The 14,197-nt window shown below is 74.5% G+C and carries 11 protein-coding genes; 3 read left to right on the forward strand and 8 right to left on the reverse strand.

The window, feature by feature from the left end; genetic code table 11:
* Positions 1-83: 83 nt before the first annotated feature.
* On the reverse strand, positions 84-977 hold the full coding sequence (locus D5H75_RS19940) for a polysaccharide deacetylase family protein (protein WP_119928154.1): 894 nt from the start codon (positions 975-977) through the stop codon (positions 84-86).
* Between the two features lie 162 nt (positions 978-1,139).
* Here D5H75_RS19940 and D5H75_RS19945 point away from each other — a divergent pair, with 162 nt between their 5' ends.
* Positions 1,140-1,979: an SRPBCC family protein gene (locus tag D5H75_RS19945; protein ID WP_119928005.1), complete on the forward strand. Its 840-nt coding sequence runs from the start codon at positions 1,140-1,142 to the stop codon at positions 1,977-1,979.
* Positions 1,980-2,096: 117 nt separating this feature from the next.
* Positions 2,097-3,002 (forward strand): carbon-nitrogen hydrolase family protein, encoded by a 906-nt coding sequence (locus tag D5H75_RS19950; RefSeq protein WP_119928006.1) that lies wholly within the window; start codon positions 2,097-2,099, stop codon positions 3,000-3,002.
* Between the two features lie 264 nt (positions 3,003-3,266).
* Here the strand turns inward: D5H75_RS19950 and D5H75_RS19955 are convergent, their stop codons facing one another.
* The 3 genes from D5H75_RS19955 to D5H75_RS19965 form a co-directional block, all read right to left on the reverse strand.
* On the reverse strand, positions 3,267-3,602 hold the full coding sequence (locus D5H75_RS19955) for a histone-like nucleoid-structuring protein Lsr2 (protein ID WP_119928007.1): 336 nt from the start codon (positions 3,600-3,602) through the stop codon (positions 3,267-3,269).
* Positions 3,603-4,541: 939 nt separating this feature from the next.
* On the reverse strand, positions 4,542-5,027 hold the full coding sequence (locus D5H75_RS19960) for an anthrone oxygenase family protein (RefSeq protein WP_119928008.1): 486 nt from the start codon (positions 5,025-5,027) through the stop codon (positions 4,542-4,544).
* A 29-nt stretch (positions 5,028-5,056) separates the two neighbouring features.
* On the reverse strand, positions 5,057-5,881 hold the full coding sequence (locus tag D5H75_RS19965; protein WP_202638327.1) for a Rossmann-fold NAD(P)-binding domain-containing protein: 825 nt from the start codon (positions 5,879-5,881) through the stop codon (positions 5,057-5,059).
* A gap of 80 nt (positions 5,882-5,961) precedes the next feature.
* Here D5H75_RS19965 and D5H75_RS19970 point away from each other — a divergent pair, with 80 nt between their 5' ends.
* Entirely contained in the window at positions 5,962-6,906 is a 945-nt protein-coding gene (locus tag D5H75_RS19970) for an AraC family transcriptional regulator (RefSeq protein ID WP_119928010.1), read from the forward strand.
* Between the two features lie 102 nt (positions 6,907-7,008).
* Here the strand turns inward: D5H75_RS19970 and cutA are convergent, their stop codons facing one another.
* From cutA to D5H75_RS19995, 4 genes are all read right to left on the reverse strand, one after another.
* Positions 7,009-9,366: an aerobic carbon-monoxide dehydrogenase large subunit gene (gene cutA / locus D5H75_RS19975; protein WP_119928011.1), complete on the reverse strand. Its 2,358-nt coding sequence runs from the start codon at positions 9,364-9,366 to the stop codon at positions 7,009-7,011.
* Positions 9,367-10,914, reverse strand: coding sequence for an FAD binding domain-containing protein (locus tag D5H75_RS43260; protein WP_242454376.1), 1,548 nt, complete (start codon positions 10,912-10,914; stop codon positions 9,367-9,369).
* The gene (locus tag D5H75_RS19990; protein WP_119928012.1) at positions 10,911-12,371 is read right to left on the reverse strand and encodes a uracil-xanthine permease family protein; all 1,461 of its coding nucleotides are present in this window, start codon (positions 12,369-12,371) and stop codon (positions 10,911-10,913) included. The genes D5H75_RS43260 and D5H75_RS19990 overlap by 4 nt, the downstream gene beginning before the upstream one ends.
* 170 nt (positions 12,372-12,541) lie before the next feature.
* The gene (locus tag D5H75_RS19995; RefSeq protein ID WP_119928013.1) at positions 12,542-14,113 is read right to left on the reverse strand and encodes a PucR family transcriptional regulator; all 1,572 of its coding nucleotides are present in this window, start codon (positions 14,111-14,113) and stop codon (positions 12,542-12,544) included.
* Between the last annotated feature and the right edge of the window lie 84 nt (positions 14,114-14,197).

Raw genomic sequence — 14,197 nt, forward strand, 5'->3', positions numbered from 1 at the left:
TCGGAGCGAGCGGGTGCTTGGGCCGGCGGGGTTGCTTGGGGAGCGGGAAACCCAACCCCGCCGGTCCTGGAAATGTAGACCCGTTATCGATGATCCCGGGGGCGAACGCCGGCAGCCGCGAGGTATGCGGGCAGATCCCCGAATTCGTAACCTCTGCGGTGAATCTTCCGGATCAGCCGCTTGAAGTCGGTCGCGAGGCCGGGCCGGAAGTGCATAAGGATGATGTCGCCGGGACGCAGCTTCTTGTCCGGCACCTGGTAGGCGATCTTGGCGTCCTTCTGCACGGTCGCCGTCCACATGATCAGCGCCCCGATCCCGCACTCCTTCGCCGCGACCCTGGTGGCGGTGTTGTGGTTGCCGAACGGGGGCCGGAACAGCCACGGCCGCCTGCCGGTGCGCTGCTCGATCCGCTTGGACATGCCGCAGATCTCGGCCTTCTGCGCGGCGGGGCCGAGCAGCCGCAGGTTCGGGTGGGTCAGCGTGTGGTTCTCGATCGGCACGCCCGCGTCGCGCAGCCGCGTGAAGTACGGCCAGCCCTCCGCCGCCGTGTACCGACCGCCGCCCGCCGCCGCGTCCGCCCGGCCCTGCCCCTCGACGGAGTCCCGCGTCACGAACGCCGTCACGGGCACGCCGCCGCGCCGTACCTCCTCCACGAAGCCGGGGTCCTGCTCCCAGCCGTCGTCGATGGTGAGGAAGACGACCTTGCGCTTGGTGGGGATGTGGTCGATGACCGGCGGCAGCGACTCCACGGGAATGCGGGACACCTCGCCCGGCCGCGGCAGGGCGCGGTTCGGGCGCGGGGACGGTGACGCGCCCGGGGTCTCGGCGCCGGGCGGGTCCGCGGCCCGGCCGGTGGGGCCGCCCGGGGCGGCGGGGCCGTCCTGCCCGGTCCCGCCCGCGCAGGCCGTCGTGATCGCCGCGAGCGTGAGCGCGGCCAGCGCCCGCCTCGCCGCGCCGCCCCGTCGAGCGGCGTGCATCCCCCGCATCCCCCGAGTCCTCCTTCGCCGCCCGGCTCATGATGGTTCGCCGGGACTGTTCGATTAGACGCCGCCGTGCCGCCGATGGTTTGCCAAGCGGGGCGACCCTCGTGAGCAGATGTTGCCGTTCGGGGAGGAGGGAGCGTTCCTTAGGGTGCCCTCATGAAGCTCACCGGCCATGCGATCCTCGCCGTTCCCCGTCCCCTGGTGTGGGACGCGCTCCGTGACCCCGCCGTGCTCGCCCGGACGATCCCCGGCTGCGAACGGCTGGAGGCGCTCGGCGGCGACCGTTACCGGATGACCGTCACCGCCGGGGTCGCCTCGATCAAGGGGGTGTACCGGGGCGAGGTCGAGCTGCGGGACCCCGAGCCGCCGGAGCGGGTGGTGCTGCGCGCGCGGGGCCAGGGCGCGCCGGGCACGGTCGAGGCGACCGCGCACGTGAAGCTCTCCGACGCGGAGGGCGGCGGGACCCGGATCGACTACGACGCGGACGCCGTGGTCGGGGGCATGGTCGGCGGCGTGGGGCAGCGCGTGCTCGCCTCGGTCGCCCGCCGCACCGCCACCGAGTTCTTCGCCGCGCTGGAGCGCGACCTCACCGCGGCCCCTCTCCCCTCGCCCGGCGACGCCGCCGTCCCCGGCATGGCCGGCGCGGGGGCCGGTCCCTCCCCCGCGATCTCCCCGGCCGGCCCGCCGTACGCCTCGGGAGTGCCGGAGGCCGCGGACGCGCTCCTCGGCGCGCCCGGCGGGCCGTACACGGCGGGCGGCACGCGGGACGCGGTGGGCCGTGCGCAGGAGGCGGCGGGCGGCTCACAGGACGCGGCGCGGCCGGTGACGGGCGCGGCGGCGGAGGTCGTGCCGGGCCAGGTGTTCGAGCGGCCCGCGAAGGCGCGGCCCCACGAGGTGCGGCCGTGGACGATGCTGGCCGCCTTCGGGATGGGCGCGGGGGTGGCGCTGGGCAGCGCGGTGATCGGGTGGGTGCTCGGGCGCTCCTCCCGGAGGTAGCGCCCGCGCGGAAGACCGACGGGGAGACCGACGAGAAGACGGCGAGAAGACGGCGAGAAGACGGCGAGAAGACGGCGAGAAGACGGCGGGAAGACACGGGAAGACGAGGTGAGGAACATGCGGGCTTGCACGGTGGCGGCGGTCCAGATCGCGCCGGAGCCGGGGCCGCTGACGGCGCGGAGCGTGGCGGCGAACCTCGCGAAGGCCGTCCGTCTGGTCGAGGAGTGCGCGGCGGCGACCGGGGCCGAGCTGATCGTCCTCCCGGAGTCGTGCACGACCGGGTTCACGCCCGGCGTCCCGGCGCGCGAGCTGTGGGACCTGGTGTCGGTGGTCCCCGGCCCGGTGAGCGAACCGCTCCAGGAGGCCGCGCGCCGCCTCGGCACGCACATCTGCTTCGGCACGTACGAGCGCGGGCACTCGCCCGGCGTCGTCCACAACGCCGCCGTGATCGCCGGGCCGTCCGGCGACGTGATCGGGGTGTACCGCAAGAGCCATCCGTACGTCACGGAGGACGCGGCCCGGGGCGGCTGGGTGACGGCCGGGTCGGACGTGTGCGTGGTGGACACCGCGCTCGGCCGGATCGGGATGGCGATCTGCTTCGACGGGGACTTCCCCGAGCTGTGGCGCATCCAGGCGGCGCGCGGCGCGGAGATCATGTGCCGTCCCTCGGCGCTGCTGCGGTCGGCCGACATCTGGGAGCTGACGACGCGGGCCAGGGCGTACGACAACCACGTCTACGTGGTGGCGGCCAACGCGGTCGGCGCGGATCCCGCGGGCGTCCTCTACTTCGGGAACTCGCTCATCGTGTCGCCGATCGCCGAGGTCGTCGCGCGCGCCGCCACCCACGAGTGCTGGGTCTCGGCGCGGCTGTCGCCGGAGTCGGCGCTGCGGTCGCTGACGCCCGGATCCTCGGTGCCCCAGCGCTTCGACCACCTCGCGGAGCGCAACCTGGAGCTGTACACCCGCTACTCCGGCGATCTCCTGGGCCCCGCGGCCACCCAGTTCCCCTACGCGAAGCCCTGATCCGGGACGGATCGAAGGCCGGCCGGGGGCGGGACGGCACCCGGAGCCGGACACCGGGGCCCCGGCGAGGCGGACGCGGTCGGTCCCCGCCTCGCCGGGCACCCGGACTCGGGCGCGGGCGCTCCCGATCACGCCGGCCGGCGCGGCCGGCGCGCGGTCGTCCCCGGGCGAAGGGCGCGCGGCCCGCGAGGGCGTGGTCACCGCTGCCAGGTGACCGGCCGCCGCCGGACCGCCCGCCGGGGACGATCAACAACCGGACGTGGCCTAGTGCGCGGCCTCGTACTTGGCGATCAGGTCGGCCGGGATGCGGCCGCGCTCGTTCACCGGGTGGTTGTTGGCCTTGGCCCAGGCGCGGATCTCCTTGGACTTCTGCCGCGAGAGACCGCCCTCACCCGCGCCTCGGCGGCGCGAGGCCGTCCGCGACGTGCGCACCGGCCGGGCGTGGTCGATGAACGGCTTGAGCGCGTCGCGCAGTTTCTTGGCATTGGACGTGTTCAGGTCGATTTCGTAGTCGGAGCTGCCCAACCCGAACCTGACCGTCTCATCGGCGTCGCCCCCATCGATGTCGTCGATGAGAAGCTCCTGAATTTTTCTGGCCATGTGTTATTCCTGATTAATAGAGAACGCGAGATCTATACGCGCTATAAACATAACCCGCGCGACCCCCGCTTGCCCAACATCTCGGCTCTGTTTCGCACCGGCGCGCCATACAGAAGGCGCCCTGCGGGTACTTCGACCGCTCCAGAGACGAGGAATACACCATACTTCTCACGAAGCGCCCGAGCCCCCTCGTGCGACAGGCCGCCGGACTCCGCCCCCTCGGGGGCGGCCGCCTCCCCTGCCAGGCGGAACCCGGGCAACCGTACAACCCTCCGTTCGGACGATAAAACCCGCCCCCGCCGTTCCCTTCCCCGCCCGGCGGCCTCTCTCCGCCCCGTCCGCCCGCCCGGTACGGCTCTCGCGGAGGCCCGCCCACTCCCCGCGCGCCGGGGCCGGGATCGTGTGAACCCCCGTCGCCCGCGCGTGTTGACGGGCTTTCTCGATGAGCGCGGTGAGACGCAACTCGGCCGGTTCCACATTCTGGACGTCGGCGTCATCACGGCCGGCGGAGGACGCGTACTCCGGCGCGCCCCGCGAGCACTTCCCGTCGCGGCGCGCGTTGCCGGGACCCGGCCCGCCGTCCCCGGAACACGCGGGTTTCTTCACGCCGCCCGGACGCGAAGAGGTTCACGGGCGGCGACTTCACGCGTTCTGGCGGGGCGGGATCCGCTCGATTTGCGCCCGGGAGGCCCGCGCTATCGCCCGACTTCGTGATTCCCGCGCCTATCCGGCCGCGCTCCCGCGCTTCTCCTCCCGGCCCCCGCGCGTCTCCGGCCCGCCTCCGCGCGTCTCCGCCCCGTCCCCGGATTCCCCCGCCCCGCCGTACGGCATGGCGGCTCGCGGGGCGGGGAGCGGCGGCCGGCCAGCGCCGTACGGCGGGCGAACGACGAACGGGCCGCACCCCCCGGGGAGGGGGTGCGGCCCGCGGTGATCCCGGGGTCAGGGCTGGGCGACCAGCGCGAGGACGAGGCAGGCGGTGGCGGCGAGGGCCGCCACCGTGCGGACGTGGTTCCAGGCGGTCCAGACGGAGGCGTAGCGGGCCCAGGCGCCGGCCGAGGCCGGGTCGGACGGGTCGAGGGCCGCGAGCGCGTTGTTGCGGGGCACGTGCACGACCGCCGTCTCCACGAAGACGCCGACGAGGTAGAGCGCGCAGCCGGCGAGGAGCCAGGCCATGCCGTGCTCCAGGCCGGTGACCAGGGCGGTGACCGCGGTGGCGGCCGTGAGCAGCGTGGTCCCCATGAATCCGGCCATGAAGCCCGGGGTCACCGCCGTGACGTTGATCGACTGCATGGCCGCCAGTCCCCGCTCGGGCGGCAGCGCCGTCAGCCCCCGCATCACGAAGCTGGAGAAGGCGTAGAACGCGCCCGCCACCAGCGCACTCCCCAGCGCGGAGATCAGGGTCAGGGTGAAGAGCAGTGCGTTCATGAGATCCTCCTCGGGGGATTGACGGGGGTTCAGCCGCGCCAGACGCCGGTGGCGGCGGTACGGCGCGCGTAGTCGGCGAAGTCCGCGGGCTCGCGCCCGAGCGCCTGCCGCACACCGTCGGACAGGTGCGCGTTGCGGCCGTCCAGCACGCGCGTGAACAGGCCGGTGAGCGCCTCGGCCTCCTCGGCGGGCACGCCGTGGCCGATCAGCGCCTTCGTGTACTCATCCGGTGAAACCGGGACGTACCGTACCGCGCGCCCGGAGGCGGCCGCGATCTCGGCGGCGGCGTCGGCGAAGGTCAGCAGGCGCGGCCCGCTCAGCTCGTAGACCCGCCCGGCGTGCCCGTCCTCCGTGAGCGCGGCCACCGCCACGTCGGCGATGTCGTCGGCGTCCACGAACGGCTCCGGCACGTCCCCGGCCGGCAGTGCGATCTCGCCGCTCAGCACGGGCGCGAGAAGATGGCTCTCACTGAAGTTCTGGTTGAACCAGGCCGCCCGGATCACCGTCCACTCCGCGCCGGACCCGGTGACGCCGCGCTCGCTGACCCTGGCGTCCTCCTCGCCGCGGCCCGACAGCAGCACCAGCCGCCGCACGCCGGAGGCGACGGCGACCCGCGACGCCGCCTCGATGGCCTCGGCCGCGCCGGGGAAGGCCAGGTCGGGCTGGTAGGTGACGTACGCCGCGGTCACGCCGCGGAACGCCGCCTCCCAGGTGCCCGGATCGTTCCAGTCGAACGGCGGCTCGCCCGAGCGGGAGCCGATGCGCGTGTCCAGCCCGCGCGCCGTGAGCCGCTCCGCCACCCGGCGGCCGGTCTTGCCGGTGCCGCCGACAACCAAGATCGTGTTCTGCGTCATGTCTTCAGTCTTCAACGGATCACTGAGACGGACCATGGCCAGGAGACTCGTGCGCATAAGCGAGCGTCTACAGTGGACGCATGGACGCACTCGCGGGATTGCTCGACGGTCCTCGCGCCCGGGGCGCCTTCCTGTTGCGGGCGGTGCTCAGCCCGCCGTGGTCCATCCGGGTCCGTGACGAGGCCCCGCTCACGCTGATCGCGCTGACCGCCGGCGAGGCCTGGGCCGTCCCCGACGCCGGCGACCCCGTACGGCTGCGCCCCGGCGACGTGGCGATCATGCGCGGTCCCGGCCACTACACGGTCGCCGACGACCCGGAGACCGAACCGCAGGCCATCGTGCACCCGGGCGGGCGGAGCACCACGCTCGACGGCGAGGAGCTGTGCGAGGCGCTGAGCCTGGGCGTCCGCACCTGGGGCCACAGCCCCGACGGCGGCACCAGCATGCTGATCGGCACCTACCAGCTCCCCGGCGAGATCAGCCGCCCCCTGCTGCGCACGCTCCCGCCGCTGCTCGCCGTGCCCTCGGACGCCCTCCGCAGCCCGCTCATCCCCCTGCTCGCCACCGAGATCTCCCGCGACGAGCCGGGCCAGCAGGTCGTCCTGGACCGCCTCCTCGACCTGCTCCTCATCGCCGCCCTCCGCGCCTGGTTCGCCGCCCCCGAGACCGACGCGCCCACGTGGTACCGCGCCTACGGCGACCCGGTCGTCGGCCGCGCCCTGCGCCTCCTGCACCACAACCCCGCGCACCCCTGGACCCTCGCCGAACTGGCCGAGCGCTCCGGCGTCTCCCGCGCCGCCCTCGCCCGCCGCTTCTCGGCCCTGGTCGGCGAACCCCCCATGGCCTACCTCACGGAATGGCGCCTGTCCCTGGCCGCCGACCTCCTGCGCGACCCCGGCACGACCCTCGACTCCATCGCCCACCGCGTCGGCTACGGCAGCGGGTTCGCCCTCAGCGCCGCCTTCAAGCGCGTCCGCGGCCTGTCCCCCCACGAGCACCGCTCCCAGGCCACCGCCGCCTCCTGACCCGCGCCCGCCGTACGGCCCCGCACGCGCCGTACGGCCTCGCCGGGCCTCGCTCATGCCGTACGGCTGTCGCGCGCGCGGCCCCGCGCGGGACGGGCCGGGTCAGGGGGGCGGGGCGTGGCGGAGGTGGTGGAGGTCGGCGGGGGACAGCGGCATCCGGGTGATCGGCAGGTCTTCGGCGTCCTCGATCGCCGAGGCCAGGACCGCGCTCACGGGGATGACGCCCGCCTCGCCCGCGCCCTTGACGCCGAGCGGGTTGAGCGGACTCGGGGTCTCCAGGTGGGCGGTCTCCACGTGGGGGATCTCGGTGGCGTAGGGCATCAGGAAGTCCATGAAGGAGGCGTTGAGGAGCTGGCCGTGGTCGTCGTAGGCCATCCGCTCGTAGAGGGCGCCGGCCACGCCCTGGGCGACGCCGCCGTGGATCTGGCCCTCGACGATCATCGGGTTGATGAGGCGGCCGCAGTCGTGGACCACCGCGTAGCGCAGGACGCGGATCTCGGCCGTGTCCTGGTCGGTCTCGACGACGGCGGCGTGCATGCCGGCGGCGAACGTGGAGCGCACCGGGGAGTAGTAGCCGCGCGCCTCCAGGCCGGGCTCCCCGGTGAGCGGCGGCTCGTCGGGCGAGGCGGGGGCCGCGAACTGGGTGGCCCGGGCCGCCTCCTCGTCGAAGGCGTACCGCAGGGGGTTGGCCAGCACCGCGACCGTGGCCAGGGGGACGCCGCTCCCCGGGACGCCGGCCACGCGCACCTCTCCGCCGGCGATCTCCAGGTCGCGCGGGTCCGCCTCCAGCGCCTCGGCGGCGACGCGCAGCGCCTTCTCCCGCACCTCGCGCGCCGCGAGCGCGATCGCGTTCCCGCTCATCACCGCCGCGCGCGAGGCGAACGTGCCCACGGCGTACGCGAACCTGCGGGTGTCCCCGGTGACCACGGTGACGTCCTCGACCGGCACGCCCAGCTCCTCCGCCACGATCTGGGCGAACACGGTCTCGTGGCCCTGGCCCTGGGAGGTGAGGCCCGTGGAGACGTGCACGCGCCCGTCGGTGGTGACGTGCACATGGCCGCCCTCGTACGGCCCGACGCCCGTCCCCTCGACGTAACAGCCCAGGCCGATGCCCAGCCGCCGTCCCTCGCGCGCCGCGGCCGCCTTGACCTCGGGGAACCCGTCCCAGCCGATCAGCTCCTTGAGCATGCGCAGCGCCTCCGGGTAGTCGCCGGAGTCATAGATCAGCGGCCGCCCGTCCTGGAAGGTCAGCCCCTGGTCGTACGGGAACTCGTCGGGCCGGATGAAGTTGGCCTCGCGCACCTCCGCCCGGTCCAGCCCCAGGTGGGCGGCTATCCGGTCCATCGTGCGCTCCATGCAGAACACCGCCTGCGGCCGCCCCGCGCCCCGGTACGGCGTGACGATCACGGTGTTCGTGTAGAGGGAGGTGAACTCGACCCGGTACGCCCCGATCTTGTACGGCCCCGGCACCTGGGTGGACGTGATGATCGGGACGATCAGGCCGTACGGGATGTAGGCCCCGTTGTCGTGCAGGATGTTCACGTCGAGCCCGAGCACCCGGCCCGCGTCGTCGAACCCGACCCGGACGTACTGCACCTGCGCCCGCTCGTGCGCCGACGCCACGAAGTGCTCCCGGCGGTCCTCGGCCCACTTGACCTCGCGCCCGAGCCGCATCGCCGCCCACGGCACGAGCACCTCCTCCGGCCACGGGTGCATGATCTTCACGCCGAACCCGCCGCCGACGTCCGGCGCGATCACCTCCACCTTGGGCAGCGGCAGCCCCAGCTTGGCCGCGAGCGCCATCCGGACCGAGGTGGACGTCTGCGTCGAGGAGTACACCCGCAGCGAGGCGTCGTCGGCGTCCCAGCGGGCGTACACGCCGCGGCCCTCCAGCGGCGTCGAGGCGCTGCGCTCGATGTCCAGCCGGAACGCCAGCGTGTGCGGCGCGGCCTCGATCGCCGCCCGCGCGTCGCCGTTCTCCTGCGTCATGCGCGCGGCCACGTTCCCCGGCACGTCCCCGTGCACCAGCCGCTCGCCCGCCGCCGCGTTCTCCACGCCCACGACCGGCGGCAGCGGGTCGTACCCCACCTCGACGAGCCCGGCCGCGTCCTCGGCGAGGTACCGGTCCCGCGCCACCACCATCGCCACCGGCTCGCCCACGTGCCGCACCACGTCCCGGGCCAGCGCGTACGGCGTCCGCCCCGCCGTCAGCTCCGGATGCGGGATGAGCAGCGGCAGGGGTTCGGCGACCGGTCCCTCCAGGTCCTCCCACGTGTAGATCGCGACGAGCCCGTCCACGTCCAGGGCACCCGACACGTCGATCCCGGTGATCCGCGCGTGCGCGTGCGGCGACCGCACGAACGCCGCCGCGAGGGCGTCGTGCCCCAGGTCGTCCAGGAACCGCCCCCGCCCGGTGAGCAGCCGCGGGTCCTCCTTGCGCCGCACCGGCCTGCCGAACATCTACCCCTCCCCGGCCATCAGCTCGGCGGCCCGCCGTACGGCGCGCAGGATGTTCTGGTAGCCGGTGCACCGGCACAGGTTCCCGGACACGCCCTCCAGCACCTCCTCCTCGGTGGGCCGGGGGTTGTCGCGGAGCAGCGCGGTCGCCGTGCACAGGAACCCGGGCGTGCAGAAGCCGCACTGGAGCGCGTGGCACTCCGCGAAGGCCCGCTGCACCGGGGACATCTCCTCGCCGTCCGCCAGGCCCTCCACCGTGGTGATCGCCCGCCCGGTCACGGTCACCGCCAGCGTCAGGCACGACCGCACCGGCTCCCCGTCCAGCAGCACCGTGCAGCACCCGCAGACCCCGTGCTCGCACCCCACGTGCGTCCCGGTCAGCCGCAGGTCATGCCGCAGGAAGTCCGAGAGCAACCGCCGCCCCGGCACCCGCGCCCCCCGCACCACCCCGTTCACCTCGACGACCACGGAATGCCCCTCCCCCGTCCCGCCAGGGGCCACGGCTCCCGGGCCCGCCCCCTCGGACCCGGCGTGGAGCGAGACTTCCGCGTGCGGGAGCGTTCCCCCGGCGCCGGCGGGCGGCGCGGGTGGTCCTTCGGCGGGGCGGAGGAGGGCGGCCTCCGGCCCGGCGGCCGGCGGCGCTGAGCCGGGGCGGCGGGAGGTGGGAGTGGGGGGAGGAACCGCGGGGTGGGCGCGGGCCCTGGTGGTGGCGGCTCTGAGGGCGCGGCCGGTGAGGACGGCCGTGAGGTGGCGGCGGTAGTCGGCGGTGGCGTGGATGTCCGTCTCGGGCGCGATCGCGGCCTGTACGGCTCGCGCGGCGTGCCGCCAGTCCGGCTCGCCCGCCGGGGCGGCGGCGCCGTACTCCGTCACGTCCAGACGGATCGGGACCGGGCCGACGCCGACGCAGGTCACGGCGGCGTGGGTCACGTGGCCGCCGGGGTCCAGGGTGACCCTGGCGGCGACTCCGGCCAGGGCGAAGTCGCCGTGGCGGCGCGCGATCTCCTCGAAGGCGGTGCCCGTCCCCGGCCGCAGGGCGGGGAAGAAGACCGAGTTCACCAGCTCGCCGGGCTCCGCCGACGACTCCAGCGGGCCGGTGAAGAAGTCGGCGGCGGCGACCGTGCGGCGGCCGCCCCGCCGTACCAGCTCGACCGTGCCGTCCAGGAGGACCAGGACGGCCGGGATCTCGGCGGCGGGGTCGGCGTGCGCGACGCTGCCGGCGAGGGTGCCGCGGTTGCGGATCACCGGGTGGGCGACGAGGCGGAGGGCCTGGCGGAGCAGCGGCTGGAGCGCGTGCACGCCGGGGTCGCGTTCGGCGCGGCTGTGGCGCACCAGCGGGCCCGCCGTCACGCCGCCGTCCAGGCGCAGGGTGTCCAGGCCCGCGACGCGGTTGATGTCCACGATGTGCGCGGGCGCGGCCAGGCGCATGTTGAGCAGGGGGATCAGGCTCTGCCCGCCCGCGAGGATCTTGCCCTCGGGCCCGGCCTCGGCCAGCGTCTCCAGCGCCTCGTCCAGCGTCGCGGGCGCGTGGTACACGAACGGCGGCGGCTTCACCCGGCCCCCCGGCCCGCCGCCCCCTCCGGCCCGGCGGGCCCGTCGCGGTCCCCGGGCGGCACGGCCGCGCCGCCCTCGCCCCGCCGTACCGGATCGGCGGCGGGCGGCGGCGCGGGGTCGCCCGGCGGGCGGGCCGAGGTGCCCCGGGCGCGGGCGACGACGCGGAGGAGGTGGTAGCCGGCGAGCAGGACGATCGTGCCCAGGGCGATGCCCTCCAGGGCGAACTCCCCGCCGATCTCGTGGCTGACCGGGCCGATGGCGAGGATGATCCCGGCGCCGATCGGGACCATGTTCACCGGGTCCGCGAAGTCCACCCGGTTCTCCACCCAGATCTTCGCGCCGAGCAGGCCGATCATTCCGTACAGGATGACCGTGACGCCGCCGAGCACCCCGCCGGGCGTGGCCGCGACCAGCGCGCCGAACTTCGGGCACAGGCCGAACAGGATCGCGATCACGGCCGCGATGTGGTACGCGAGCGTGGAGTAGACGCGGGTGGCGGCCATGACGCCGATGTTCTCGGCGTAGGTGGTGGTGGGCGAGCCGCCGACCGCACTGGCCACGGCGGTCGCGACGCCGTCGGCGGCCACGGCGCGGCCGAGGTAGGGGTCCACGTCGGTGCGCGTCATCTCGCCGACGGCCTTGACGTGGCCGACGTTCTCGGCGATGAGGGCGATCACGGCGGGCAGCACCAGCACGACCGCGCCGAGCCTGATGTCGGGCGCGTGGAAGTCGGGCAGGCCGATCCACGGCGCGGTGGCGACCTGGTCCAGCGAGACGCGCGGGTGCTCGTCCACGCGCTGGGTGGCCGGGTTGAAGGAGGTGATCGGGCCGAGGGCCAGGTCCGCGAGCCAGGAGAGCGCGAATCCCAGGATCAGCCCCAGCAGAATCCCGACACGGCCGGCGAACCCCCGGAACGCCACGATGATCAGGAAGGTCGCGAACATCGTGATCATCGCGATCCAGTGGTCCTGCGGCCAGTACGTCCGCGCGACGACGAACGCCAGCCCGAACCCGATCAGCATGACCACGGCCCCGGTCACCACCGGGGGGAACACCGCGTGGATGAACCGCACCCCGAGGACGTGGATCGCCACCCCGGCCAGCGCCAGCACCAGCCCCGCGACGAGGATCGCCCCGGTGACCACGGCGTCGCTGTCCTGGACGGCCCGGATCGCGACCACCCCGCCGACGAACGAGGCGCTCGTGCCCAGATAGGACGGGATCCGCCCGCGCACGATCAGCAGGAACAGGATCGTGGCGACCCCCGACATCATCACCGCGACGTTGGCGTCGAGCCCCATCACCAGCGGGAACACGAAGGTCGCGCCGAACATCGCGATCACGTGCTGCGCCCCGAACCCCACCATCCGCGGCATCGACAGCCGCTCGTCGGGGCGCACCACCTCCCCCGGCCCCAGCGTCCTCCCGCGATCCCGCACCTTCCAGCCGAACGCCATGGCCAGCCCTCCCGCACGCCGCCGCCCGGAGAGCCCCCGCCCCTCCTCCCCGGCACGCTAAACCCCCCGCCCCACCTGGCACACCGTCCAGATCTGCCAATCCTCTCCCCGCCCTTCGGCACCGCCCGGCGGGACGCCGGGGCCCGGCGCCGCCTGGTGGCGGGGCGGGGTCAGATGCCGCGCATGCGGAGGACGTGGAGGGCGAGGGTGAGGTTGAGGCGCAGGTGGGGGTCCTCGGTGAAGGGGCCGAGGAGGCGTTCGAGCTTGCCGATGCGGTAGCGGAGGGTGTTGTAGTGGAAGTGGAGGCGGCGGGCGGTCTCGGCGACGTTGAGGTTGGTCTCCAGGAGGACCTGGAGGGTGCGGCGCAGGTCCGGGTTCTCGGGGTCGGCGTCGCCGGCCAGGGGCCCCAGGGTCTCCTGGACGAACGCGTGGAGCTCGCCGGTGTCGTTGACCAGGGAGAGGAGCCGGTAGACGCCGAGTTCGTCGAAGTGGGCCACGGCGCCGGGCCCGTGGAGCTGGCGGCCCACCTTCACCGCCTTGCGGGCCTGGGCGTACGCCTCCGGGAGGGAGCCGGGTGAGGCGGCCACGCGGCTCATGCCGGTGCAGAAGGTGGTGTCGGTGAACGCGGCGGCGGCGTCGCGGGCGACCCTGGCGGGGTCCAGCGAGGCGCCGACGATGGCCACGACCTCGTGGGAGAAGCCGGCCACGGCCCCGGCGGGGTCGTGGCGGCGCACGGCGGAGGTCCAGGCGGCGAGGAGCCGGTCGGCGGCCGGGCAGTCCTCGTCGAGCTCGGCGGTCACGACGGTGACGGGGCGGGCGAGGTCCCAGCCGAAGGCGCGGCTGCGCGCGGCGACGCGCTCGCGCCCCCCGGCCCGGTCGGTGAGCACGTCGCGGAGGAAGTCGGCGCGGTACTTGCTCTCTACGGCGGCGATCGCCTCCTGGCGGGTGATGACCAGGGCCGCGACGGTCGCGGCGCGTTCGAGGATGCTCACGTCGCTCTCGCGCAGCGCCCCGGCGGGGCTGTGGGCGACGATGCGGCCGTGGTGGTGGCCCGCGGCCACGATCGGCACGACGCAGTGGTGGGCGCTGTGCTCGGCCGGGTCCGCGGCGCGGAGCGCGGCCAGGTCCTCGCGCGGGCCGCTGGCCGCCAGCACCTGGCCCGACCCGTCGGTGGCCACGACCGCGACCTCCAGCAGCGCCGCGACCTCGGCGGTCACCTCGCGCAGCCCGCCCCCGGCCAGCACGACCTGCACCAGCGCCCGGTGCGCCTCCTCGGCGCGGGCCAGGATGCCGGCCTGCCGGTTGAGGATGTCGGTCAGGACCTGGTTGAGGATGTCGTCGAAGGCGACGTCGTTGGGCAGCAGGATCAGCGGGAACGCCAGCCGGTCGGCCTGCTCGGCCATCTCGGCGGGCAGCTCGTCGAGGTAGCGACCGAGCTTGATCGCCAGCGCCGCCAGGCCCCGCTCGTCCAGGTCGGCCACCAGCCGGCCGAGCGACTGCGGCGTGTTGCGCAGCGGGTATCCGGTCGTGAGCAGCAGCTCGTGCGGCTTCACGAACGCCAGGATGTCGGGGACCTCCATGACGTTGAGCCGCTGCACGATGCGGCCCAGACCGGCCTCCCCCGCGATCAGCCGGGCGTCGGCGAGCGAGGACCCGCCGAGCACCTCTCCCACGGACACGCCGTGCAGGATCGTGCCCGTGGTCGCGAGCCGCATCGCCGGGGGGAGCGGGTCGCTGCTCATAGGCGGATTGTGCACCGGAATCCGACTGTCAGGAAGAGCCAAGCATCGGCCGCACCCTTGGCAGCTTTCTCCGTACGGACCGAT

Origin of the sequence: Bailinhaonella thermotolerans (assembly GCF_003594875.1) — a bacterium.
In the GTDB taxonomy this organism is placed as follows: Bacteria; Actinomycetota; Actinomycetes; order Streptosporangiales; family Streptosporangiaceae; genus Bailinhaonella; species Bailinhaonella thermotolerans.

Bases quoted from the DNA above. Each gene is read 5' to 3' on its own strand.
- D5H75_RS19940 (WP_119928154.1), bottom strand. From the start codon at position 977: ATGCACGCCGCTCGACGGGGCGGCGCGGCGAGGCGGGCGCTGGCCGCG.
- D5H75_RS19945 (WP_119928005.1), top strand. From the start codon at position 1,140: ATGAAGCTCACCGGCCATGCGATCCTCGCCGTTCCCCGTCCCCTGGTG.
- D5H75_RS19950 (WP_119928006.1), top strand. From the start codon at position 2,097: ATGCGGGCTTGCACGGTGGCGGCGGTCCAGATCGCGCCGGAGCCGGGG.
- D5H75_RS19955 (WP_119928007.1), bottom strand. From the start codon at position 3,602: ATGGCCAGAAAAATTCAGGAGCTTCTCATCGACGACATCGATGGGGGC.
- D5H75_RS19960 (WP_119928008.1), bottom strand. From the start codon at position 5,027: ATGAACGCACTGCTCTTCACCCTGACCCTGATCTCCGCGCTGGGGAGT.
- D5H75_RS19965 (WP_202638327.1), bottom strand. From the start codon at position 5,881: ATGACGCAGAACACGATCTTGGTTGTCGGCGGCACCGGCAAGACCGGC.
- D5H75_RS19970 (WP_119928010.1), top strand. From the start codon at position 5,962: ATGGACGCACTCGCGGGATTGCTCGACGGTCCTCGCGCCCGGGGCGCC.
- cutA (WP_119928011.1), bottom strand. From the start codon at position 9,366: ATGTTCGGCAGGCCGGTGCGGCGCAAGGAGGACCCGCGGCTGCTCACC.
- D5H75_RS19990 (WP_119928012.1), bottom strand. From the start codon at position 12,371: ATGGCGTTCGGCTGGAAGGTGCGGGATCGCGGGAGGACGCTGGGGCCG.
- D5H75_RS19995 (WP_119928013.1), bottom strand. From the start codon at position 14,113: ATGAGCAGCGACCCGCTCCCCCCGGCGATGCGGCTCGCGACCACGGGC.